The sequence below is a fragment of the Peptostreptococcaceae bacterium genome (assembly GCA_016649995.1).
Lineage (GTDB): Bacteria > Bacillota > Clostridia > Peptostreptococcales > BM714 > BM714.
Window position 1 is genome coordinate 64,606 of the sequence record JAENWJ010000001.1, and the last position, 22,754, is coordinate 87,359.

The following is a 22,754-nucleotide window of genomic DNA, read 5'->3' on the forward strand; positions in this document are numbered from 1 at the left end:
ACATTAAGTGAATTTTGTGCAATTTGCAAAAATATTTTTCAAGTTTCTATTTGGCATTTTTTACAATATTGATGTACAAGGTTATGAAAATATTCCTGAGTCTGGTGATGGATATGTTTTATGCGCGAACCATTCATGTTGGTTCGACCCGCTTCTTATAGGCAGCTATTATCCGGATGTACTTCATTTTATGGCAAAAAAAGAATTATTTGAATCTCATATACTGAGCTTTCTTGTAAGAAAGCTCAATGCATTTCCTGTGGATAGAAATGGAAGCGATTTGAAAGCCATAAAAACTGCCGTCAAAATACTGCGTGAAGGGAAGATACTGGGAATTTTCCCGGAAGGTACACGCAACCTGTCCGGCACGCCCGGAGCAAAAGCCGGAGTGGCAATCATTGCTATCAACGCAAAAAAAAATGTGCTTCCTGTCGCAATAACAGCAGAGAAAAACTATAGAATTTTTACAAGGATAAGTATTGTTATAGGTAAAAAGATAAGTCTTGAAGAGTATTATTCTACAAAAAAAATACCAAAAGAAAAATATCAATCGATAAGTGACGATATCATGAAAAACATATACATCCTAAAGGAATCAAACTTCAGTGCAAATAGCAAATAGCAGATGGAGGTTTCATGAAAATAATCATATCCGACAATTCAGGATTTTGTTTTGGTGTAAAACGCGCAATGGAAAAAACTGTTGGCCTTGCCGATTTAAATGAAAAACGAATACATACCCTTGGCCCGCTTATTCACAATAATCAGGTCATTGAGTATTTGGAAGAGCGGGGTGTATTCATTGCCAACTCGATTGAGGAAGTGGAAGAGGGTCCTTTGATCATAAGGTCGCATGGTGTTCCACTAAGCGTATATGAAAAAGCCAAGAAATTAAATATAGAAATAGTAGACGCCACATGTCCATATGTCCGAAAAGTGCAGGAAATAGTTGCATCTGAATTTGAGCAAGGCCGACAGGTTGTTATTCTCGGAAATCCGGACCATCCTGAAGTCATTGGAATCAACGGATGGTGTCAAAACGAAGCAGTTGTAATAAATGATGAATCAAACATTGATTCAATCTCAAATTGTGATAGAATAAGCATAGTTGCGCAAACCACTTTGAATATAGAGAAATGGAATAGGCTGACAAACCTTATTTCAAAGCTTTCAAAGGATGTGCAATTGTTTAACACTATATGTGTTGCAACTAGGAACAGACAGAAATCTTGCATTGATTTATCGCAGACGGCCGATGTCATGTTAATAATCGGTGGATTACACAGTTCAAACACACAAAAATTGTTTGAACTCAGCAAAAAATATTGTCCCGAGAGCCACCATATAGAAACTGCAGAGCAACTGGATTTTGAATGGATTAAAGATGTTGAAATACTCGGGATATCCGCAGGAGCATCAACTCCTGATTGGATAATTAATGATGTTATCAAAAAAATTAAAATAAAGGTAGGTAGGCAAACTATGGAAAATGAAAACTTGATGAATGAGATGCTTGAGGAGATTGAGAAGTCTCTGAGAGTGCCGAGGAGGGGTGAGATTCTCAAAGCGAAAGTCGTACAAATTTCAGATGATGAAGTTGTAGTCAACATTGGCTATAAATCTGATGGTATTATTCCGAAAAGAGAATTGACCTCTGAAGAAGGAGTTAATCTTAAAGATATACTTAATGAAGACGATGAAATCGAAGTCATGGTTATAAAATCGGATGACGGCGAGGGAAATGTTCTCCTTTCAAGAAAAAGGGTAGATGCCCTCAAGCAATGGGATGATTTGAAAGTCTATCTCGATGAAGGCAAGCCTGTTAAGGTATTCACAAAAGAAGTAGTCAAGGGAGGCATAATAGCCTACTTTGAAGACATTAGGGGCTTCATTCCGGCTTCGCATCTTTCACTCAATTATGTAAGCAATCTAAACGCTTTTGTAAATGAGGAAATTGAAGTAAAAATCATCGAATTCAATAAAGAGAAAAGAAATGTAGTATTTTCACACAAAGAAGTGCTCGAGCAGGGAAGAAAGAAAGAACTCGAATCCCTTTGGGCTGAACTCGAAGTTAATCAGAAGCTTCAAGGGAAGGTTAAAAGACTTGCTAAATTCGGCGCTTTCGTCGATATAGGCGGCATAGACGGTTTGGTTCATATTTCGGAGCTTTCATGGGGAAGAATCAAGAACCCGGGCGAACTTTTGAAAGTTGGCGATGATATAGAAGTTGTTATCATTGGTCTAGACAAAGAGAGCAACAAGATTTCGCTTAGCCTTAAGCAAATTCTTCCGGATCCGTGGTCTTTGGTAAATACCAAATACAACATTGGTGACATCATAAGTGGAAGAGTTGTCAATTTGACAGACTTTGGAGCATTTGTTGAAATAGAACCGGGTCTTGAAGGACTTGTTCATATTTCGCAAATTTCAAAAGAACATGTAAAAACAACTTCAGATGCACTAAAAGTAAACGAGGAAGTTGAAGTTAAAATTCTTGGCATTGACAAAGAAAAACAGCGTATAAGTCTTTCCATCAAAGATGCTGCAGAGGATGAAGCTGGAGAAGAGTCATCTGTAGAGGAAGTTGATGAAGAAGAGAATGACAACCTCGAAATTCCGGAAAGCGTCAAAGAAGATAATACCATAACAATAGGAGACATGCTTGAGTCGAAGAAAAATCAATAGATCAAGTATATTAACATAAAAGTGGGGGTTCCAATTGGAACCCCCACTTTTATGTTTTGCTTTTCAGCTATAAGACTATTTTTTGTCTGGATAAGCTTCCAATCCCAGCTTTAATATATTCATTGCTTTTTTCAACGATTCTTGGTTAAGAACATAAGCCATCCTTATTTCATCAACACCAAGACCTGGAGTTCCGTAGAATCCTTCAGCAGGAGCAAACATTACAGTCTCTCCATCCACATCAAATTCTTCAAGCATCCAAATAACAAATTTCTCGGCATTCTTGACAGGTAATTTTGCCATTATATAGAAAGCTCCGTGGGGAAGTTCACAAACAACTCCGGGCATTTCTTGAAGCGCAGCGTAAACGATATCCCTTCTTTGTCTATATTCTTCTTTTGTTTTATCAAAGTATTCTTTAGGAACTTTTGCGAGTGCGGCAGCACCGAGTTGCTCGATTGTAGGAACACAAAGTCTTCCTTGGCAAAGTTTCAGTACCTGTGCAATTAAATCCTTGTTTTTAGAGGCAATTGAACCTATTCTAGCTCCACATGCGGAGTAGCGCTTTGATATACTGTCGATGATTATAACCCTGTCTGAGATATCGTCAAATTGTGCAAAACTCATGTATGGGAAGTCGTCAAATATGTATTCTCTATATACTTCATCTGCAATGATGTACAAATTATTTTCCTTGGCCAAGTCTCGAACTATGTTTAATTGTTCTTTCGAGTATACTGCGCCAGTAGGATTTCCGGGATTGGAAAGAAGTATTCCCTTGGTTTTTGCAGTTATTAATTTTTTGATTTCCTCTTTAGAAGGAAGGTCGAATCCTTTTTCGGCTTTTGTAGTTATAGGAACTACATTTACTCCAGTAACATTTCCAAAGCCGTTGTAGTTAGTGTAGAATGGTTCCGGAACCAGAACTTCATCTCCGTTGTCGCAAATAGCAAGCATTGCAAAAACCAAAGCCTCGCTGCCACCATTTGTAACCAGTATGTCGGCAGGGTCAAAGTCGATTCCATAAGTCTTATAGTATTCGCTGAAGCTCTCTAGCAATTCAGGACTGCCTTGTGAAAAACTGTAAGCTAAAACTTCCTCGTCGAAATTCTTTAATGCATCAAAAAAAACTTCCGGTGTTTTTACATCCGGTTGCCCGATGTTTAAGTGATAAACTTTTTTGCCTCTCTTTTTTGCGGCCTCTGCGATTGGAACCAATTTCCTTATCGGAGACTGTTGCATGTCTGTGATTCTTCCAGAAAATTTCATTTTTTTACCCCCTATTAATGTTTTAAATAATATATCAACCAGCTTAATAATATCATAAATCAACACTCGATTTTAAATAATTTCTTATTAATACCATAATATTGCAATAATTTTTACATAGAGCAACCCTGTTGGATTTTGCGCTATTAATTGGTATAATGATACGAGATACGTTCTTAAAAAGCGTATCACTATTTATTTGGACTGGGAGAGGATAATAAATGCAACAATTGAAATACTATATACGAACATGGGGTTGCCAAATGAATGAACATGATTCGGAGAGATATTCCGGAATGTTCAAACAAATGGGCCACATTGAGGTTAAAAAGCTTAAGGATGCAGACATAGTTCTTTTCAACACATGTTGTGTAAGGGAGACTGCTGAAAGAAAAGTGCTTGGAAACATTGGAAGGTTGAAAAATTTTAGAAAGCAAAAGCCTGATCTCAAAATTATCATTGCAGGATGCATGATGCAGCAGCCACATGTAATAGATAAAATAAAAAAGGATCTTTCATTTGTAAATTTGATAGTCGGAACCTATAATATACACAGATTTCCGCTCTTGTTTGAAAAAGTGCTGGAAAAAAAGAATTCCAAGGGACCGTTAGTGGAAGTTTGGGATAAGCCTAAAACTATAGTTGAAGGAATTCCATCAATCCGAAAATACAAATTCAAAGCCTCTGTGAATATTATGTATGGATGCAACAATTTCTGTTCATACTGTATTGTTCCATATACAAGAGGACGTGAAAGAAGCCGTGGAAAAGAGGCTATTATCGATGAAATTTCATCTCTTGTAAAGGATGGAGTTTTGGAAGTGACATTGCTTGGGCAGAATGTGAATTCATATGGAAGGGATTTGTACAGTGATTATGATTTCTCGGATTTGATTAGTGATGTTGATAAAATTGATGGAATTCGGCGAATTAGGTTCATGACTTCCCACCCAAAGGATGCTACAGAAAAACTTATCGCCACAATAAAAGCTTCCCAAAATATCTGTGAAAATTTTCATTTGCCAGTACAATCGGGAAGCAACAGTATTCTAAATAAAATGAATCGCCATTATACGAGAGAACAATACTTGGGCTTTGTAAAAAAGCTTTATGAAGGCATACCGGAAATAACTCTGTCAACAGACATAATAATAGGCTTTCCGGAAGAAACGGAATCCGACTTTGAGGATACATTATCACTTGCAAAAGAAGTATATTTTGACAGTGCCTATATATTTCTTTATTCCAAAAGGAGTGGAACAAAGGCCGCGGAATCATCGCACCAGATTTCGGAAAAGGTAAAACATGAGCGTTTTGATAGAGCCCTATTGGAGATGAACTCTATAGCATACGAAAAGAATCTCAAAATAGTAGGCAGCACCGAGAAGGTACTTGTAGACGGTTTAAGCGACAAATATCCAGGAAACGTATACGGTAGAACGCGAGGCAATAAAATTATGACATTTAAGGGAGATTCGTCCCTGATTGGAACGATAGTTCTTGTCCGAATACTAGAAGCCAAGCGTGCTACCTTGATTGGTGAACTTTGTTGACATAGTAGTATTTTGAAAGGAGTCTTCCATGGGACTTACACCTATGATGCGCCAATATATTGAAATAAAAGAGACATACGAGGATTGCATCCTTTTCTTCAGACTTGGAGACTTTTACGAAATGTTTTTCGATGATGCTTTGACATGCTCTAAACTTCTTGAAATAACCCTTACCGGAAAATCATGCGGTTTGGAGGAACGTGCACCTATGTGCGGAATTCCGTACCATGCTGCCGAAAATTATATACGTAAGCTTATTAACTTTGGCCTTAAGGTAGCGATATGCGAGCAGATAGGAGATCCAAAACAAGCTACGGGAATAGTAAAGCGTGAGGTAGTGAAGATAATCACTCCAGGAACTATAACAGAACCCGATATGTTGGATTCATCACTAAACAACTATATACTTTCAATTTCTGAGGGGAAAAACAGAATCGGATTTTCCTATGTGGATATTACTACAGGAGAACTGCGCGTAACATCATTTAAGGGGATTTCTCGCTATAAAACGGCAGAAAACGAATTGATTAAGATATTTCCTCGTGAAATTTTGATTGTAGCCTCGTCTCTTTCAATAAAAATGGCCGATTTTATACATTCCGCAATGCCTCAGGTTTTAACGACTGATGTTGGAATTCAAGACGATTATGATGATGCAAATAAAACAATACAGAGACAATTTAAAATAATGTCACTTGACAGTCTTGGGCTTAACACGGAAAAAGAGATTGTTCTTTCCTTAGGTTGTCTCATAGATTATGTCATTGAAACGCAAAAGGTCGATTTGCCACATATAAGAAAGGTCAAACACTACAATCCTTCCGACTTTATGATTATTGACGATTTTACGGCTAGAAATCTTGAATTGTCAAAAACTATTATGGGTGATAAGAAGAAGGGTTCACTTTTGTGGGTTCTGGACAAGACAAAAACATCAATGGGTTCAAGGTTGCTTGTAAAATGGATTAATGAACCGCTTTTGAACCACGATGAAATAGAAACTAGGTTAAGCATCGTGGATGTCTTTTTCAAAGACCTTAAAACAAGTGATGATGTGCGTGAAATCTTGGAAACCATATACGATTTAGAAAGACTGACATCCAAAGTAGTATACGGAAATCTCAATGGAAGGGATTTGATTTCACTAAAGGTTTCTCTCAAAAAGATTCCCGAATTAAAAGATATTTTATGCAAGCACTCGACTTCGATACCGCTGTCAGCTCTTAATGAATCACTGGATTCTCTAGGAGACGTCTACGAACTTATTGAAGCGGCGATAGCAGAGAATCCTCCAATAACAATAACCGAAGGCGGAATAATAAAAAGCACATATAATGAGGAGCTTTTATCGCTTGTTGATATATTGTCAAATGGGAAATCATGGATCAGGAGCATTGAAACAAGAGAGAGAGAATCTACCGGTATTAAATCGCTTAAGATAAAGTTCAACAAGGTTTTCGGATATTACATTGAAATAACCAAATCTAATCTTGAAATGGTTCCGGATGAATATATAAGGAAGCAAACCCTTGTAAATGCGGAGCGGTATATTACCCCGGAACTTAAGGAGTTGGAAGACAAGATTATAAATGCTGAAGAGAGAAAAAACCATCTGGAGTACGAAATATTTCAATCCGTTAGAGAAGATATCCTAAAGAATGTGGATCGTTTGCTTAACACGGCTGAAGCTCTTTCTCATATAGATGTTTTATCAACTTTTGCCAATGTGGCATATCATAACGGATACTCGAAACCGGAGGTAAACTCTAGCGACAGAATATATATTGAAAATGGACGACATCCTGTAGTGGAAAAGTTTTCAAACATAGAAACCTTTATACCTAATAATACGGAGCTTGATAACAACCACAACCGTTTTCATATAATAACAGGGCCGAATATGGCAGGGAAATCGACATATTTAAGGCAGGTCGCACTGATTACGCTTATGGCGCAGATAGGCTCATTTATACCTGCTGATAATGCGGTCATAGGAATCGTTGACAGGATATTTACTCGTGTAGGAGCTTCAGACAACTTGTCACAGGGACAAAGTACCTTCATGGTTGAAATGAGCGAATTATCCAATATATTGACGAATGCAACGCGTAAGAGCCTTATCATATTGGATGAGATAGGAAGAGGAACCAGCACATACGATGGTCTGAGCATTGCATGGTCTGTAGTCGAATATATAAACAGCCAAAAGCATATTGGAGCAAAAAGCCTTTTTGCAACACATTACCATGAACTTACTGAATTGGAAGGCAAATTGGAAGGAATAAAGAATTATTTCATAACAGTCAAGGAAATAGGCGATGATATAATCTTCCTTCGAAAGATAAAACTAGGCGGAGCAAACCACAGTTATGGAGTGCAGGTAGCAAAGCTTGCCGGTCTGCCTTACAAGGTAGTAAGCCGTGCCTCTGAAATTCTTGCCGAGCTTGAAAGCCATGACATAAATAAAAACTTTGTAGCAACCGAAGCAGATTTGCCGAAACAGGATAAAGAGCTGAGGCAGCTTGATTTCTTTTCTGATGAACGCAGGCAATTCATTGAAATGGTGACAAAGATAGATACAAATTACTTGACGCCAATCGAGGCTCTGAACATTTTAAATCATTTGGTGGAAGAATCGGAAAAATTGTAAAGGTAGTGAATAATATGCATGCAATAAAAAAACTTGATGAAGCCTTAATAGCAAAAATCGCTGCGGGAGAGGTAGTAGAAAATCCCGCATCCATAGTTAAGGAGCTGCTTGAAAACTCAATTGATGCAGGAGCGGATTCCATAACAATAGAAATAGAAAAAGCAGGCAAGAAGCTTATTAGGGTAACTGATAATGGCTCGGGTATACCGGGGAATGATCTTAATTTGGCTTTTGAAAGGCATGCCACAAGCAAGCTTTTCGAAGAAAGAGATCTCTTTGAAATAAAAAGTCTTGGTTTCAGGGGCGAGGCTTTGGCAAGCATAGCTGCAGTTTCGAATATGGAAATAATAACAAAGACGCGTCAAAGCACAGTAGGAAAAAGAGCCTTAATGAAAAATGGTGGATTACTTGAGATTGGAGACATAGGAACAATAGATGGAACCACCGTAATCTGTAAAAGTATATTTTCAAAGATTCCGGCAAGGCTTAAATTCCTCAAATCAGATACTATTGAATCCAATAATATAATCGATGTAGTAAATCACTTGGCGTCTGCGCAACACCATATTTCATTCCGTTTGATTTCGGACAAGAAGCATTTATATACGACCCCTGGAAATAGGAACCTCCAGGACACTATTTATTCAATATATGGGAAGAAAATTGCAAATAATCTTGCGCGGATAGACCATTTCCACAAGGACATGCATATTCATGGTCTTGTTTCAAATCTTCAAAACAGCCACTCCAACAGGAATTTGCAATCAATCTATGTAAACAGAAGATGGATTAAGAGTGCTCTTATATCAGAACTTTTAAACGGTGCTTTTTTTCATATTCTTGAAAAAAGAAGGTATCCCATAGCATTTCTTTTTTTGGAAATACATCCATCATCCATAGATATAAACATTAGCCCAAACAAAACTGAAATCAAATTCAAGGATGAAGAACCACTTCGGGAGTTATTCCGCTCAGCATTTTCCGAGCTGATAAATAATCATTCATGGATTGGGGAGGAAACTATATGGCCAAAACCCAATGCTTTTGCAAGAGGGAATCTCGAAAAACAAACGCTTGGCAATGCAATTGTCAATTCTCCTGAGTCTTCAAATCATTTTTTGGAAACTGACGCCCCTTATTTGGCAAAGGATCTTGAAAAGGTAGAAGGTAAAAATGAAAGCGAAGTGCAAACGGCTTTTGAAACGATTCTTGGAAACATCGCAGCTGAGCAGAGTCTGCCTCAAAGAAATAATCATTATTTGAAAACGCAACCATCTAGGAATATGAATTTTTTCAAAAGCTTAAAGATAATAGGCCAAATCTTCAATTCATATATTATTTGCGAAGACGCGTTAGCGGGTGAAATGATACTCATTGACCAACATGCCGCCCATGAAAAGGTGATTTATGAAACATTCAAAAGTCAATTGAAGGACAAATCAATTCCATCACAAGTACTCTTGGAGCCGTACATTTTAAACATGTCGGAAACAGAAAAAAATCTGCTGATTGAATCGAAAAGTGCACTTTTTTTAATTGGATTTTCAATTGAAGATTTTGGTCCGAATGTACTTTTGGTACGCGAAATACCGTCGATTTTTAATATGCGTACAGCGATTGCTTTCCTTGAAGAATTGAAAAATATGCTTTTAAAAACTACTTACATCGATTCTATGAAATCGGATGAAATGATTTATTCTATAGCTGTGCGTGCCTGCCACGCAGCAATCAAGGCCAATGACAGACTCGAAAATATTGAAATAATGACTCTTCTTGCAAATATGGATAATCTAGAGAATCCATATACCTGTCCACATGGACGCCCGACTGTCGTTCGGATAAGCATAACGGAAATCGGGAAATATTTTAACAGATAAAAAATGAAGGGAGCCATTTTGATGAACAAAATTATCATCATAGCAGGACCTACAGCAGTGGGAAAAACCGGCTATGCTATAGAATTGGCCGAGGCTTTTGAAACAGAAATAATCTCTGCCGATTCAATGCAGGTATATAAATATATGGACATAGGTACAGCCAAACCTACAATAGATGAGCTAAGTAGAGTTAAGCACCACATGATTGATGTAGCCGATCCACTTGAAAACGATTATTCTGTTGCCTTATACAAGGAACAAGCGGAAAAAGCAATCCGCAATTTGCATGAAAACGGAAAAATTCCGGTTATTGCAGGCGGCACTGGGCTCTACATTAGTTCGTTGATCTATAATATGGATTTTTCAAATGCAACATTTGATCAGGAATACAGGAATAATCTTCTGAAGCTTAATGAAGAGAAAGGAAGCACATATCTTCACGCTCTTCTAAAGAAAATAGATCCTGATTCTGCGGAAATCATACACCCTAACAATTTTAAAAGGGTGATACGGGCGCTTGAGGTGCATCGCAGCACAGGTTCCACAATAAAGAAATTCGCAAAAGATCTGTATCCTAGTCCAAAATATGACGTATTATTATTTTGTTTGCATAGAGAGAGAAATCTGTTGTATGATAGAATAAACTTAAGGGTAGAAATAATGATGGAAGCTGGGCTTGTCGATGAAGTTGTCCGATTGACTGAAATTGGACTTGACGAGAATCATAAAGCAATGAAGGGGATTGGATACAAGGAAGTACTTGAACACTTGTCGTGGAAAATAGATAAAGAAGAGATGATTTATAGAATTAAGTTAAATTCAAGACATTATGCAAAACGACAGCTGACTTGGCTGAGAAGATATAGAGAAGCTGTTTGGATTGATGCAAACGGCTCGGAAGAAGAAATTTTAAATAATTTGTTGATAAAGACAAAAGATTTTGTCAGACAAACATAAATTAAAGGGGGATATGAATCATCATGAAAAACGTACTTAATTTGCAGGATATTATACTCAATCAGTCCAGAAAAGACAAGATACTTCTTACTATTTTCCTTACAAACGGTTTCCAGTTAAAAGGCTATGTGAAAGGATTCGACCTCTATACAATCGTCATAGAAAATGACGGAAGCCAGCAAATGATCTACAAGCATGCCATTTCCACAATAATTCCGTCAAAGCGTGTGAACATAAACCAATTCATTAATACGGATTCTGAGGAAGAGTAGTTTGCCTTGATAGGAATGCAACAATTTAAGTAATGCAAAATTTTAAATAAGATTAAAAGAAAAGACTTGCGGCAATTCCGGACGGCGTAAATGCCGTTCGTTTTTTTTTGAAAGCGGGTGAAAGAAGTGCCAATAAATGAACCCCCCCCCGAAACTCTTTTCGGAATTGGGGAAAATGTGTTGAATTTTGTTAAAAAATGCGAAAAAGAAATAAAAAGCAATTTTGAAATGCTTGCAGATACAAGGGCCTACAATCAATATAAGGTTCTTCTTGCTATGCAGGAAAACCGTCTAAGCGATACTGATTTCACTTGGAACAGCGGATATGGCTACAATGAAAAGGGAAGGGACACCCTCGAAAGAATTTACTCCGATGTTTTCCGCACGGAAGATTCACTTGTTCGACCCATTATCGTCAATGGTACTCATGCGATTTCCCTATGCCTTACTGGAACGCTCCGGCCGGGCGATCAAATGCTTTCTGTTACCGGTCTACCATATGACACAATAAGAACATTGATAGGAATTAACGGTTCACAGCCATCCACACTTTCAGAAATAGGGATTGAATATAAGCAGGTTGATTTGACTCCGGGTGGTGAATTTGATTACGATGCAATACAAAAAGCACTTGAATCGAATCCAAAGATGATTTATGTCCAGCGATCAACAGGCTATGATTGGCGGAAAGCCATTAGTATAAATAAGATGAAAGCTTTATCCGATTTTGTAAGGCTAAAAGTCCCTGAAGCTATTCTGATGGTTGACAATTGCTATGGCGAATTTTTGGAAAAGAAAGAACCTACTGAAATTGGCTTTGATTTGGCAGCTGGTTCACTTATCAAGAATCCCGGTGGCGGATTGGCAATGACCGGTGGATATATAGTTGGAAAAAGCAAGCTGATTGAGCTCATATCACATAAAATGACGTCTCCCGGAATTGGGAAGGAATGTGGATTGTCTTTTGGAATGAACCGTCATTTTTTCCAAGGCTTATTCATGGCTCCACATACGGTAACAGAGGCTTTGAAGGGCGCTTTGCTTTGCGCCTGCATGTTTGAAAAACTTGGTTTTGAAACATATCCGGGGCTTTCCGATGAGCGGAGCGATATAATCCAGGCCGTCAAGCTAAATACTAAGGAAGCCGTAATTTGCTTTTGCGAAGCTATACAGGCATCCTCGCCTGTCGATTCGTATGTCCGCCCTATTCCATGGGATATGCCGGGGTATGAAACTCAGGTGATAATGGCCGCTGGGACATTCGTGCAGGGTTCATCAATCGAACTGAGTGCTGATTCCCCTCTTACGCCTCCATATATCGCTTATTTCCAGGGAGGTCTCACCTATGATCATGCTCGGATAGGCTTGATGAAGGCTCTACAAAATCTGATTGAAAAAGGGCATTTGTCCATAGAATAAAAAACTTGTAATTATGCTAAAAAGCCCATGCATTTGTAAACTGCATGGGCTAAATATTGTGATATTTTACATAAACCTAAATACGCCTTTAATTTGTCCTAGAACCATTAAATCATCTGTTACAATTATAGGATTCATTGAACTGTTCTCAGGCTGAAGCCTTATATGGTCTTTTTCTCTGTAGAATGTTTTTACTGTAGCGGAATCGTCTAAAAGCGCAACGACCATGTCTCCATTCTCAGCATCGTGTTTTTGTTTTACCAAGACATAATCTTGGTCATGTATGCCTGCTTCAATCATACTGTCTCCGCTTATTCTAAGCATGAAGTAAGTTCCATCTTTCGAAAATTGTTCAGGAATAGGAAAATGGAAATCAATATTTTCAACAGCCAAAATGGGTGTGCCGGCTGCGACTGAACCTACAACTGGAACCATTACGACGCCTTCTTTTCCCTTGCCTTGAATGTTCAGCTTTTGATCATTAAGCTCTATTGCTCTAGTTTTGGTTGCATCCCTCTTTATATATCCCAACTTCTGAAGAGTAACTAAATGATTGTGAACAGAAGAAGTGGACTTCAATCCGACAGCTTTGCAAATTTCCCTGACTGAAGGCGGATACCCTTTTTTATTTACCTCTTCAACAATGAATTCTATGATGTTGACCTGCTTGACTGTCAAATCCTGATACATAAACTGCGCCTCCCTCAAAGATTTACTTCTTTGATTATAACACATAAAACAATCCATATGCAAACATAGGTTCGATTAATCGTTTTCAAGCCATTCAAAATTCTTGATAATTTCGCGTTTTTGATCTCTTTTGTGGGCTGAATACAATTGTGTGGTAGTGACATTGTCATGGTCTAGTAAATTTTTCACATCGTAGATGGAAAAGCCTTCCTCAATCAATGATGTCGCAGCGGTTGCTCTAAGCTTGTGCGGACTGTATCCGTTTTCCTTGGTCGTTCCTAAAGCGATAGCTGTATATTTTTTTACGATATCCCTTATTGCCCTTTGAGTAAGGCGTTTTTTTTGCATAGAGAGAAGAAGTGCGTCTTCCCCTTTGGATGCGTACCGGCTCCGTTCAATATTAAGGTAGTCTGTAAATGCGCCCTCAACCGACTTGTTTATTGGCATTGCCGATTCTTTGCCTCTTTTTCTGTAAATAAGGAATTCTCCGCGGCTTAAATTGAAAGATGAAATATTTAATTGCTGAAGCTCCATAAGACGCAGTCCATATGTTGTGAACAAAAGCAGTATCAGCATATCCCTGTGCCTTGTTTTTTCCCAATATACCATTTCTTTTTCAGTTAAACCTTTTCCACTTGCTACACAGTCGAACATTATGCGAACCTCGGCTATATCAAGCCTCTTAATCGCATCAGGTTGCGGTTTTGGCAACTTTATCGGGTTGAAAGCATCAGTTATATTGCTAGGCATAATTTCTTCGCGATATAGGAATTTAAAAAGCACGCTTAATGATGATTTTTTCCTTGATAGCGATCGATTATGGTTTTCCATAATTATTGACTGTTTTCCCTGTTCAATTAGATATCTTGAACAATATCCACCAATATATCGATTGACATCCTTTGCCGTTATGCTTTTAATGTCATCTATGGGAATCTCTCGGATTGAAGAAGCCGAAGAAAGAGGACTTTCGCTTATCATATAGTTAAGGAAAAATTTTAAATCAAGCAAATAGGCAAGCCGTGTAGAAATTGCAACCGAACTCTGGAGATACAAAAAATAATCGTATAAATAGTCTGGAAGAAGTTTTTCGAGTTCCAGGCATTCCTGAATAATGCCATGTTCATAGGCGACCACGTTGGTAGGTTTCGACGATTTATTGTGAACCTTTAGAATTTTGTTTAACATGAATAATTTCCCCCTTATTAACTATTCCCTAAATATACAATTAATATTCAGTAGGTTACCTTTTACAATACTGTTATATTGTGGTACAGAGTCGTCGCGGAATGTGTGACGCTCTTAGTATATTTTAGGAATAGTTGAATGTCAATAAAACTCAAAAACTCTCCTACTACGTAAGATAAGCATCTTGCGGAGTAGGGGAGTTTTTTTTATATGCGTAAAAAGGGACGGACGAAGAAGAAGGACCAAAAGAAGCTTAGCGACTGCATGGCCATGTCGGAGCAAAAAGAGTTTATCAATTCCAAAATTGGAGACCAGGAGCTACAAATTCCTTGTTGTCTTGAAAGCCCAAAGGGCTTATATAGATTAATTCCGACAAGAATGCAGGACCATCTCCAAAACCCTTCCAAATACGAGTACTTGGCTTGCTACACAAAATTTGGAAAATTGGACTATCACCCGTACAACTTGGACAATTTCGAAGCTATACTGATGAACAACTTCACGCAGTCGGTGGCGCTCATAGATTCAACGCAGATCCTTTTACAAAACGAATTGACTGGAGAATATAAAGTCGTTCAACCTCGGGAATCTTGCCGCTACTTTGAAAAAGGCCGGAAGAAAATCAAGAAAAAAATATATAAACGCCTGGGGCATAACAAAAACCAAAAGGGAATATTTCTGACGGTGACGTATGATCCTAAAATTACGAGCCGGTACAAGGCATGGGAGAGCGTGGGGAAAGATATTTCAAAACTGTTGGAAGCAATGAATAAGCAGCGCAAACGGAATCGAGGGATTAAAGAGCGCCTAACTTATTTATGGGTGATAGAAGAGCAGCAGAACACCGGCTGGCCACATGTTCATTTTTTCTTTCCAGGGATCAAGTCTTTGCTAGGGTTTAGAAAAATCAAACAACTGTGGGGGAAAGGGACGGTGGAAGTACATAGCGACAAGAGTTGCAAGGTTGCAAGCTATGTCACAAAATACATAACGAAAATGTCGGGCTTCTCGCTTTTGGGCTTGGCTCACATGTGGCATAACAAACGCAGGCTTTATGGCTTTTCGAGATCCTTTGCAGTGAAAACACCGAAGGAAGAAAAACAAAGTTACAAACTTGTGGGCATGTCAAACAACAAGATGGGCTTCGGGAAATGGGACTGTGAGTTTAAAGAATATACATGGCTTGGCACTGTGGTGTGGGAATGGCTGCTTGGAGAAAACGCAGCATTCGAGGACCCAGGAGGGAAAGATCTCCTGCTAGAAAACAATAATTTCATAATGAAAGCAAACTTGAAAGAAGAAGAGGAGGACTGGTTTTAATGATAGATCCATTTATGCTTGTGGTGCTTTTACTCATACAGGTGGTTTTTCAATGGGGCATTGCGTTTCTTTTCATTGTGCTCATTAAAAAATATCTAGGGAAATCAATCAAGAAAGGGGTTGGAAGTGTTGGAGAATCAATCAAGGATAGGCTCGGAAGCATACAACAATCTTTTGCAGGGAGCGACGATAGCAAAGTTCCGGAAGATCCTGTGGAATGACATCGACCCGACCGTGGCGGTGATGAAGATATGCCGGACGTTCAATAAACAAAAGTTATTGCAGAAAAACAAAAACAAAGAAATGGTGATTGCTAACCTGCGGGCTTTTTATCAAGCTCGCTTGGACGAATTGGAAGGGGTGAACCTATGAGCGAAATATTGAAATGCCGTGTGTGTGACCGTGAATTTGAAGGTAAAAGCGCTGCGGGGGCAAGAACGCTGCATGAGAGAAGGGCGCACGGAATACACTTTGACAAAGACGGAAACAAGGAAGAAGTCGAGAAGCAAGCACCCAGGAAAGAAAAAGGCGACTGCGAACACGTGTGGCAACTGCTTACTTCCGAAGAGCTCGGCATGGTGGACTCAGACGGAAAAACGCTGCGGGAACATGGCTACGTTAAAAAGTGCAAAAAGTGCTGGGAGTTGAAATAACATGACAGTCAATGAATTAATTGAAGTATTGGAGAAGTTTCCGCGGGACTATGAAGTCCGGCACGGCGACATGGTGACATGGTGGTCGAAAATAGAGGATGAAAATATTGATGTATACGTTGACGCGAAAGTGGTGACTATCGAATGATCAAACGAATATTAGAAGCAATACTGAGAGGTGGTGGCTTCGGGTGGCGGTAGTATTGGAACTGAATCAAGAGAACATTGAAATGGCCAAAGATAAAATACGCGCAATATCAGAAGCATTTGTTAGAGATCCAATAGATATAAAATCAATATACCAACGAAAAAAGTTTTACGGGAACAGAATAGCTTTTGAAAGACAAATTGTTTTTCGTTTTGTTTGGGCAAAATTTGTTTACAAAGAAAACTCATCGACGGGATATATATCAATAAGGAATTTAGAAACTGGCGAACTCATTGCAGACAATGAATAAAAACAATAGGGGGAAAAGAAAATGGAAAAAACGATTGCAGAAGAATTGATGGAAGAGAATGTAAAGGCGGAAGGTATTCCGAATGAAGCAGGCGCTTCAGTAGAAGCTGAACCCGTTGAAAAAGAGAATGGCGGATTCAACCTGAACTTTCTGAACACGCCAACGGGTCCTGGAAGCATTGACGAATACATGGACCACCCACTCAATTTCAACGAATCAAAAGGAATGGCGCAGATTATACGGGGACTTACAGGTTTTGTTGATGATATGGCGCTTGCTATCATTGATATTTTAGTCGGTGGCTTCCGACTCTTCAAGGAAAAAGCAAATGTTCAAGGGTAAGCACACGTTTGTTTGCGGAATGACTCAAAGCGGAAAAACGAGCTTTGTTATTAATCAATTAAAAAAAAGTCATTGCCCGGTGCTCTTTTTCAACCCGCAGCGCGTGGACCTTGGAAGGGACTACATCACAACGGACGTTCACTCGGCCGTTTGGCAACACGTACTCCGGGCGTTGAAACGCGGTGAAAAGATAGACTATCTTCCTGCGCTCTCAGACAGGGTGGCGGCTGCCGAACTTGAATATATAGTGAACCGGCTCTTTGAGGCGGGCTTTACAAAAGACAAGCCCATTATCATTGCCATTGACGAAACGCATATGGTGAGCGACTACAAAGAAGGAAAGCGGGCGCTGCGGAAGGTGGCAAACCGTGGTCTCTCTTTCGGGGTCCATGCCGTCTTTATAAGTCAACGGCCTGCCAACGTGGAATATACAATCCTCACCCAGAGCGACCAACACGTCATATTTAAGACGGGATACGAAAAAGAATACTTCAACCGAAAGGGTCTTGACTATGAAGAGATAAAAAGCCGAATACAGGCTAAGGGCGAACACGCCTATGTCGTGTGGAACGGCTACGAACTGACGGGGGCGTACAGGGAAAAACTATAAGATGGAAGAAGGAAAACCCGTTGAATAATTGGACAGATTATGCAGGCGCTCCGTTTCAAAAGCGTGAAGACGCTATGAACCGTATTAAAGAGCTTGAAAAGAAAATCGAGCTAGTCGAAGCAACCGTCATGCGGATAGTTGCAACCATGAATAAGCAAGAGGGGTCTTCTATATCATGGACAATGCAACAACAACTAAAACATGGCGGGATATTCGGTCGTAGTGATTACATTGCTTTCCAGGAGCGCTTCCATAAAAATGAGCTGCGGATCCATAACATTGAAACCGTTCTTATTGAAACATTGCTTAAATTAAACGATAAATAAAAAATATTCATTCACATTCATTCATAGCCACTATATATTGTGGTTATTTTTCTTGTATTATACACTATATGGTTTATAATGGTAGGCAAAAGGGGGGTGACGTGGTGAAAATCACAAACTTTAAAATGCCTGGCACAGGTAAAGAAGGAAATATCTTAAATCTATCGGATTGGATGGCGTACATATTGGGGGCTTTCTTCATGGTTGCGACTTTCGGACTCGGAACAAAGCTTTTCAACTTTGCGAACGCCAAGACACCGAAGCTTGATGCTTCCGTGCAAAGCGTAACAACAAAACAAGCAGCATCTGGCAAGTATTCATACTAAGGGGAAAGGGGGAAAAAAGAAATGGCTAAAAAATTTAAGACTACACTAAACGCAGCGCTTCTCGGCATGGACACAGACGTTGTTTGCGCTGCGGGCGTACCTGCAAGACTCGGAACTTTTACTATTCCGGCCGGACAAGCCTATTCTGTCGGCTATGGTCCTTTTGTAGGAAGAAGCGACGCAATTGGACACGCAATGCTGGTATTGATGGACGACACGGCAGTAACACCCGAAGCAGAAGAAGGACTCGTTTCTCTTGAGGTAAGGGATCCTCAAGGTAGACACAAGGCAACTATCTTTGAAGCAAGAACCGAAGAACTTAAACTCGGCGCTGCTGATCCTGGACTCAGAATGCCTCTGGCAGAGGACGCTGGCATGATCAACGAGGACGACCGAATCGAACTTTGGTTTACATCGGACGCTGCGGACACCGTGGACGTTTCGGCTTGTAGTGCTGCAATAGATTGTACCATCTACCCGACAAGGTAGAGCAAAACCTCATTCATTCGACAAACAAATAAACTTCATAGACCTGCCTTGAATTGGCGGGTCTTTTTTTCAAGAAAGGGGGAACGGTGATGGCGTATAAAAACAAAACCACCAACATGAACACTAAGGAAGTGATCCACTTCTCAAAGACAATCGCCGCCGGGGCGACTGACACGTTAAACGCTCGAATCAAGAATAACGGAACACTCGAAGAAATACGGGTGAGATTCTACGAGGGGGCAAACAAAGAACTGGCAATAAGGCCTGTTATAGATACCAGGGGAAACCTGCAGGAAATCTTCTCGTATGCAACAAGCGGTGACAGCAGCATAAAGGGCAACGACGACTACTTCGTGCTTCCCGTCAACATGCCTGTGAAACTTGACGACGTGGCGAAAGTTATGGTCGTATCTTCAAGCTTGATAGACCTGGACTTCGTTGTTGACTTCGTTATTGATTACAAAGCAGGACTTGAAAGGGCGGTGAGATAAAATGGCAGCTCAATTTCAATTTATGAGTAAAATAATCGGAGCACTACAAACAACCCTCAACACCGTGGCGACGAAATCGGACGACACAGTCACAAAAATAAACGACCTCATCACAGCGCTTAACACCAAAGGGGACGCGCAGATTGCCGAAACAGGCTCCGTCGGAGCGGACCAAGTCGCAAAAATAAACGACCTCATCACAGCGATTAACGCCAAAGGTGACGCGCAGATTGTCGAAATAGGCTCCGTCGGAGTGAACCAAGTCACAAAAATAAACGACCTCATCACAGCGTTTAACGCCAAAGGGGACGCGCAGATTGCTAAAATAGGCTCCGTAGGCGCCGACCAGGTGCTTGAACTCGGAACGCTGCAATCCAAAACAGATTCAATGTTAACAAAACTCGATACTACTATAACAAAATTGCAGGGCGTTATAGATAGCCAATATGTGGGCGAATTATTGGTGGAAGGGTTGAGTACTAACACTATCCAATATTCAAACTCAACGGAAGAATCGTTCACTATGACAAATCATACACATGAATTTAATAGCGTGATGGTAAATTCAACAGGCTCAATGCACGTATCTTATGATGTCTCAATGTATGAGGGTGCTGCATATGAGGCACAAATTTTGGTGAATGGAATCATGGTAAAGGAAGATCATACAATGGTTTCAAATGTATACGAAACTAAAGAGAATATCATACCAATTACAAAGGGCGACGTTGTATCTATTTCGATTACAAGTGCAAGCACGATTTCTCGAACCTACAAAATAAAAAATATCGTTATGCGTTACGAAACAACAACCGACGAAATCGTACAAAGTTAGGGGGTGAAGGTAAACCATGAAAAAATTTAAAGAACTAAAGACCAGGGCGTCGCGCCTGGACAGAATCAAGCCTGGCATAGAAAAGTATAGAAAGAACGTGCAGCTGTCGGAGGACGAATTAACCGTCGTATCTTTTGAAATCGACTATCCTCTCATGGTGGAGGACGCAAGGAACCGCTACGAAATGGCCATCGAGGAAGGCGGGGATCCTTTGGAGCAATTCACAACCGCCCAACTCTATGAAAACTACATTCACCTGTGGAAGAAATACGGAAAGAGGGTGTAAACTGTGAGTGTAATAAGCTCAATATTCCCTGGTGCTGATAATTACGTACGTACTACGGGAGTATCAAACGACCGAGGGGAGTACATCAATAACTTTCAAGACGTAATCATGAAAGGTGAGACCAACAGCGAACTTGAACGGACCGCACAAGTAATTGCGCAGCGTATAGCCGCAGGACTCGACACCAGCGCGCAAGAAACCTATAAGTCACAATTGCTTCAAGCGAGTAACGACACGATGAACAACGGAAGTGGCATGGAAACGAAGAAAAGCACCTATGGAGAGTCATATGTTAAACCAATAAATGAAACGGTGCCTGCTGGCGGTAATTGGGGCGTAGGTGGTGCAAATAGTGTGCCAGGATATGAAAACGCAACCAATGGACCTTTGGCGTCGCTTGGTGCGGGAATTGAAGCGGTAGATAAAATATTCGGCATAGTTAGAAATGAAGATGGAAGCTACGCAGAAGGAACGCCGGCTTCTATTATTGCAAAAGAAAATCTAGTTGAAATAATTAAAAATGGAGGAACTCCTGAATTTCTAACTGGAGGAACTCCTGAATTTCTAACTGGAACAGATTGGACAGCAGTCGCTTTGATAGGCGGGGGAGCTCTCATAGTCGCTACACTCTTAAAAAAAGTTTTGAAATAACCTAAATGTGATAAACTAAATACAAATACATATTTGGGGGGACTTGTCGAATGAATGAATTAATTGATAGTTACAACAGTATGGTAAATACGATTAACGAGATGGTATACAACACGGGAATGATTGATGATTATATCGATCGGCTGAAACAGGACCTAATGGAAAAGCTCAATCCTATGGCTGATCAATTAGAAGCTATAATGGTAATAATGTTCGTACTGGTAGCTTTGCAAATGATAACCATGATTGTAGTCTTTTCTCTCAATAGCCAAATTAAAAGTTTAAAGGGGGAATTGAAAGATGGCAAACCAAATATCGAGCGAAATAGAAGAGACAGTAGTATCGGGTCTGAACCTAGCACAGATGGGAATGGGGTACGTGGCACGGATAGCGGCCGAAAAACCGTATATACTAGCGGCAGTGGTAGGATTAGTCCTGTTAAAAGGAAAAAACCTTAAATTGGGCAAAGCTTTCAACGTAAAACTATAAAACGCAAGGGGGAAAAGGGGAATGGGAGAATTGGTTGACATAATTAATCAAGTCGGCTTTCCAATCGCTCTGTGTGTATACTTTGCGTGGGATAGAACCGTACTGATGAAAAGCTTTATGAAATCAAACGACGAACTAGCAGCAGCAATCCGTCAACTGTGCAACCAAAAAGGGGTGGGCATAAATGGATCCTAAAAGCTATTTTGATAAAATGAGTCCTTACGCTGCCAAAGCTTCCGCGGCTCTTGGCATACCCAAAAGCGTAATACTTGCGCAATGGAGTTGGGAAACCGCTTTCGGAACCAATAGAGGAAGTAAGGACCTTAACAACCATGGGGGCATAAAATACGTGGGTGCAAGCACGCAGGGCTATGAATCGGGAATGTATGCCGGTTATGCTACCATTGACAGCTTTGTGGACGATTACGTTCGTGTTTTGAGCCTTAGATATTACGACGACGTCAGAAAAGCCGGGGCTACGCCTGGCATAAACGACGACGTGGTGGCTCTTGGGGCGTCACCATATGCCGAGAGCGGTTACGCCAACGGTAATAACATACTGCAAAGAATCAAACAGTATGGCCTGATAACCTTTGATGGGGCGTCAAGCACTGGATCAGTGGCAAGCGACACATTGGCAGGGGTAAAGGCTCAAAGCGATAAAATCGTATACTCGAAGGATACAGGGCTGTTCGTGGCCGTGGGGGCTGCGGCTTTGCTCTTGGCAGGGATTATCCTGGACGATTAGAAAAAAAAATAAAAAAAAACAAAAACGCTAAAAGAAAGACCCGGAGAGACTTCCGGGTCTTTTGAATGTCTATGAATGAATAGCGAATAAAAAATAACCCTTGACAGATAATCAGGGGTAGGGATATTATTTAAGCAAATAGAGAAAAAATCTTACGAGTGAGGGAGTTT

At 40.0% G+C, this 22,754-nt stretch carries 28 protein-coding genes; 25 read left to right on the forward strand and 3 right to left on the reverse strand.

From position 1 onward, the window contains the following. The first annotated feature begins 7 nt into the window (after window positions 1-7). Both JJE29_00325 and JJE29_00330 read left to right on the forward strand, forming a co-directional pair. A complete protein-coding gene (locus JJE29_00325) occupies window positions 8-622 on the forward strand; it encodes a 1-acyl-sn-glycerol-3-phosphate acyltransferase (GenBank protein MBK5251081.1) in 615 nt (204 codons plus the stop codon). 14 nt (window positions 623-636) lie between these two features. After that, window positions 637-2,685, forward strand: a complete 2,049-nt coding sequence (locus JJE29_00330; protein MBK5251082.1) for a bifunctional 4-hydroxy-3-methylbut-2-enyl diphosphate reductase/30S ribosomal protein S1 — start codon at window positions 637-639, stop codon at window positions 2,683-2,685. A gap of 75 nt (window positions 2,686-2,760) precedes the next feature. On the opposite strand, the gene JJE29_00335 is transcribed toward JJE29_00330, so the two are convergent. Then, a complete protein-coding gene (locus JJE29_00335) occupies window positions 2,761-3,954 on the reverse strand; it encodes a pyridoxal phosphate-dependent aminotransferase (protein ID MBK5251083.1) in 1,194 nt (397 codons plus the stop codon). Window positions 3,955-4,175: 221 nt separating this feature from the next. On the opposite strand from JJE29_00335, the gene miaB reads away from it, so the two are divergent. From miaB to JJE29_00365, 6 genes are all read left to right on the forward strand, one after another. Beyond that, window positions 4,176-5,507, forward strand: a complete 1,332-nt coding sequence (gene miaB, locus JJE29_00340) for a tRNA (N6-isopentenyl adenosine(37)-C2)-methylthiotransferase MiaB (protein ID MBK5251084.1) — start codon at window positions 4,176-4,178, stop codon at window positions 5,505-5,507. A 28-nt stretch (window positions 5,508-5,535) separates the two neighbouring features. Beyond that, window positions 5,536-8,157, forward strand: coding sequence for a DNA mismatch repair protein MutS (gene mutS / locus JJE29_00345; GenBank protein ID MBK5251085.1), 2,622 nt, complete (start codon window positions 5,536-5,538; stop codon window positions 8,155-8,157). Window positions 8,158-8,171: 14 nt separating this feature from the next. Then, window positions 8,172-10,034, forward strand: coding sequence for a DNA mismatch repair endonuclease MutL (mutL, locus tag JJE29_00350; protein MBK5251086.1), 1,863 nt, complete (start codon window positions 8,172-8,174; stop codon window positions 10,032-10,034). A gap of 21 nt (window positions 10,035-10,055) precedes the next feature. After that, window positions 10,056-10,991, forward strand: coding sequence for a tRNA (adenosine(37)-N6)-dimethylallyltransferase MiaA (gene miaA, locus JJE29_00355; protein ID MBK5251087.1), 936 nt, complete (start codon window positions 10,056-10,058; stop codon window positions 10,989-10,991). Between the two features lie 20 nt (window positions 10,992-11,011). Continuing rightward, entirely contained in the window at window positions 11,012-11,263 is a 252-nt protein-coding gene (hfq, locus tag JJE29_00360; GenBank protein ID MBK5251088.1) for an RNA chaperone Hfq, read from the forward strand. Between the two features lie 228 nt (window positions 11,264-11,491). Beyond that, window positions 11,492-12,682 carry a methionine gamma-lyase family protein gene (locus JJE29_00365; GenBank protein MBK5251089.1) on the forward strand — a complete coding sequence of 397 codons (1,191 nt, stop codon included), beginning with the start codon at window positions 11,492-11,494 and terminating at the stop codon, window positions 12,680-12,682. Between the two features lie 66 nt (window positions 12,683-12,748). Here JJE29_00365 and lexA read toward each other — a convergent pair whose 3' ends face one another. Continuing rightward, window positions 12,749-13,372 carry a transcriptional repressor LexA gene (gene lexA / locus JJE29_00370; protein MBK5251090.1) on the reverse strand — a complete coding sequence of 208 codons (624 nt, stop codon included), beginning with the start codon at window positions 13,370-13,372 and terminating at the stop codon, window positions 12,749-12,751. Window positions 13,373-13,447: 75 nt separating this feature from the next. Then, on the reverse strand, window positions 13,448-14,560 hold the full coding sequence (locus JJE29_00375) for a tyrosine-type recombinase/integrase (GenBank protein MBK5251091.1): 1,113 nt from the start codon (window positions 14,558-14,560) through the stop codon (window positions 13,448-13,450). Window positions 14,561-14,770: 210 nt separating this feature from the next. On the opposite strand from JJE29_00375, the gene JJE29_00380 reads away from it, so the two are divergent. The 17 genes from JJE29_00380 to JJE29_00460 all read left to right on the forward strand — a co-directional run bounded on the left by JJE29_00380 (window position 14,771) and on the right by JJE29_00460 (window position 22,584). Further along, window positions 14,771-15,880 (forward strand): hypothetical protein, encoded by a 1,110-nt coding sequence (locus JJE29_00380; GenBank protein MBK5251092.1) that lies wholly within the window; start codon window positions 14,771-14,773, stop codon window positions 15,878-15,880. Then, window positions 15,880-16,101: a hypothetical protein gene (locus JJE29_00385; protein MBK5251093.1), complete on the forward strand. Its 222-nt coding sequence runs from the start codon at window positions 15,880-15,882 to the stop codon at window positions 16,099-16,101. The genes JJE29_00380 and JJE29_00385 overlap by 1 nt, the downstream gene beginning before the upstream one ends. 147 nt (window positions 16,102-16,248) lie before the next feature. After that, a complete protein-coding gene (locus JJE29_00390; protein ID MBK5251094.1) occupies window positions 16,249-16,533 on the forward strand; it encodes a hypothetical protein in 285 nt (94 codons plus the stop codon). 1 nt (window position 16,534) lies between these two features. After that, entirely contained in the window at window positions 16,535-16,681 is a 147-nt protein-coding gene (locus JJE29_00395) for a hypothetical protein (protein ID MBK5251095.1), read from the forward strand. Window positions 16,682-16,724: 43 nt separating this feature from the next. Beyond that, window positions 16,725-16,991: a hypothetical protein gene (locus JJE29_00400; protein ID MBK5251096.1), complete on the forward strand. Its 267-nt coding sequence runs from the start codon at window positions 16,725-16,727 to the stop codon at window positions 16,989-16,991. 21 nt (window positions 16,992-17,012) lie between these two features. Then, the gene (locus tag JJE29_00405) at window positions 17,013-17,333 is read left to right on the forward strand and encodes a hypothetical protein (protein MBK5251097.1); all 321 of its coding nucleotides are present in this window, start codon (window positions 17,013-17,015) and stop codon (window positions 17,331-17,333) included. Then, window positions 17,290-17,943, forward strand: a complete 654-nt coding sequence (locus tag JJE29_00410; protein ID MBK5251098.1) for an ATP-binding protein — start codon at window positions 17,290-17,292, stop codon at window positions 17,941-17,943. The genes JJE29_00405 and JJE29_00410 overlap by 44 nt, the downstream gene beginning before the upstream one ends. Window positions 17,944-17,963: 20 nt before the next feature. After that, a complete protein-coding gene (locus JJE29_00415) occupies window positions 17,964-18,269 on the forward strand; it encodes a hypothetical protein (protein MBK5251099.1) in 306 nt (101 codons plus the stop codon). 104 nt (window positions 18,270-18,373) lie between these two features. Then, complete coding sequence (locus JJE29_00420; protein MBK5251100.1) at window positions 18,374-18,595, forward strand: hypothetical protein; 222 nt, start codon at window positions 18,374-18,376, stop codon at window positions 18,593-18,595. Window positions 18,596-18,616: 21 nt separating this feature from the next. Beyond that, complete coding sequence (locus tag JJE29_00425) at window positions 18,617-19,084, forward strand: hypothetical protein (GenBank protein ID MBK5251101.1); 468 nt, start codon at window positions 18,617-18,619, stop codon at window positions 19,082-19,084. A gap of 89 nt (window positions 19,085-19,173) precedes the next feature. Further along, on the forward strand, window positions 19,174-19,575 hold the full coding sequence (locus tag JJE29_00430; GenBank protein MBK5251102.1) for a hypothetical protein: 402 nt from the start codon (window positions 19,174-19,176) through the stop codon (window positions 19,573-19,575). A 1-nt stretch (window position 19,576) separates the two neighbouring features. Then, window positions 19,577-20,410, forward strand: a complete 834-nt coding sequence (locus JJE29_00435; protein MBK5251103.1) for a hypothetical protein — start codon at window positions 19,577-19,579, stop codon at window positions 20,408-20,410. Between the two features lie 16 nt (window positions 20,411-20,426). After that, the gene (locus tag JJE29_00440; protein ID MBK5251104.1) at window positions 20,427-20,696 is read left to right on the forward strand and encodes a hypothetical protein; all 270 of its coding nucleotides are present in this window, start codon (window positions 20,427-20,429) and stop codon (window positions 20,694-20,696) included. 3 nt (window positions 20,697-20,699) lie between these two features. Next, window positions 20,700-21,347, forward strand: a complete 648-nt coding sequence (locus tag JJE29_00445; protein ID MBK5251105.1) for a hypothetical protein — start codon at window positions 20,700-20,702, stop codon at window positions 21,345-21,347. A gap of 50 nt (window positions 21,348-21,397) precedes the next feature. After that, window positions 21,398-21,805 (forward strand): hypothetical protein, encoded by a 408-nt coding sequence (locus JJE29_00450; GenBank protein MBK5251106.1) that lies wholly within the window; start codon window positions 21,398-21,400, stop codon window positions 21,803-21,805. 52 nt (window positions 21,806-21,857) lie between these two features. Continuing rightward, window positions 21,858-22,031, forward strand: coding sequence for a hypothetical protein (locus JJE29_00455; GenBank protein ID MBK5251107.1), 174 nt, complete (start codon window positions 21,858-21,860; stop codon window positions 22,029-22,031). Beyond that, window positions 22,021-22,584 (forward strand): glucosaminidase domain-containing protein, encoded by a 564-nt coding sequence (locus tag JJE29_00460; protein ID MBK5251108.1) that lies wholly within the window; start codon window positions 22,021-22,023, stop codon window positions 22,582-22,584. The genes JJE29_00455 and JJE29_00460 overlap by 11 nt, the downstream gene beginning before the upstream one ends. Window positions 22,585-22,754: the final 170 nt, after the last annotated feature.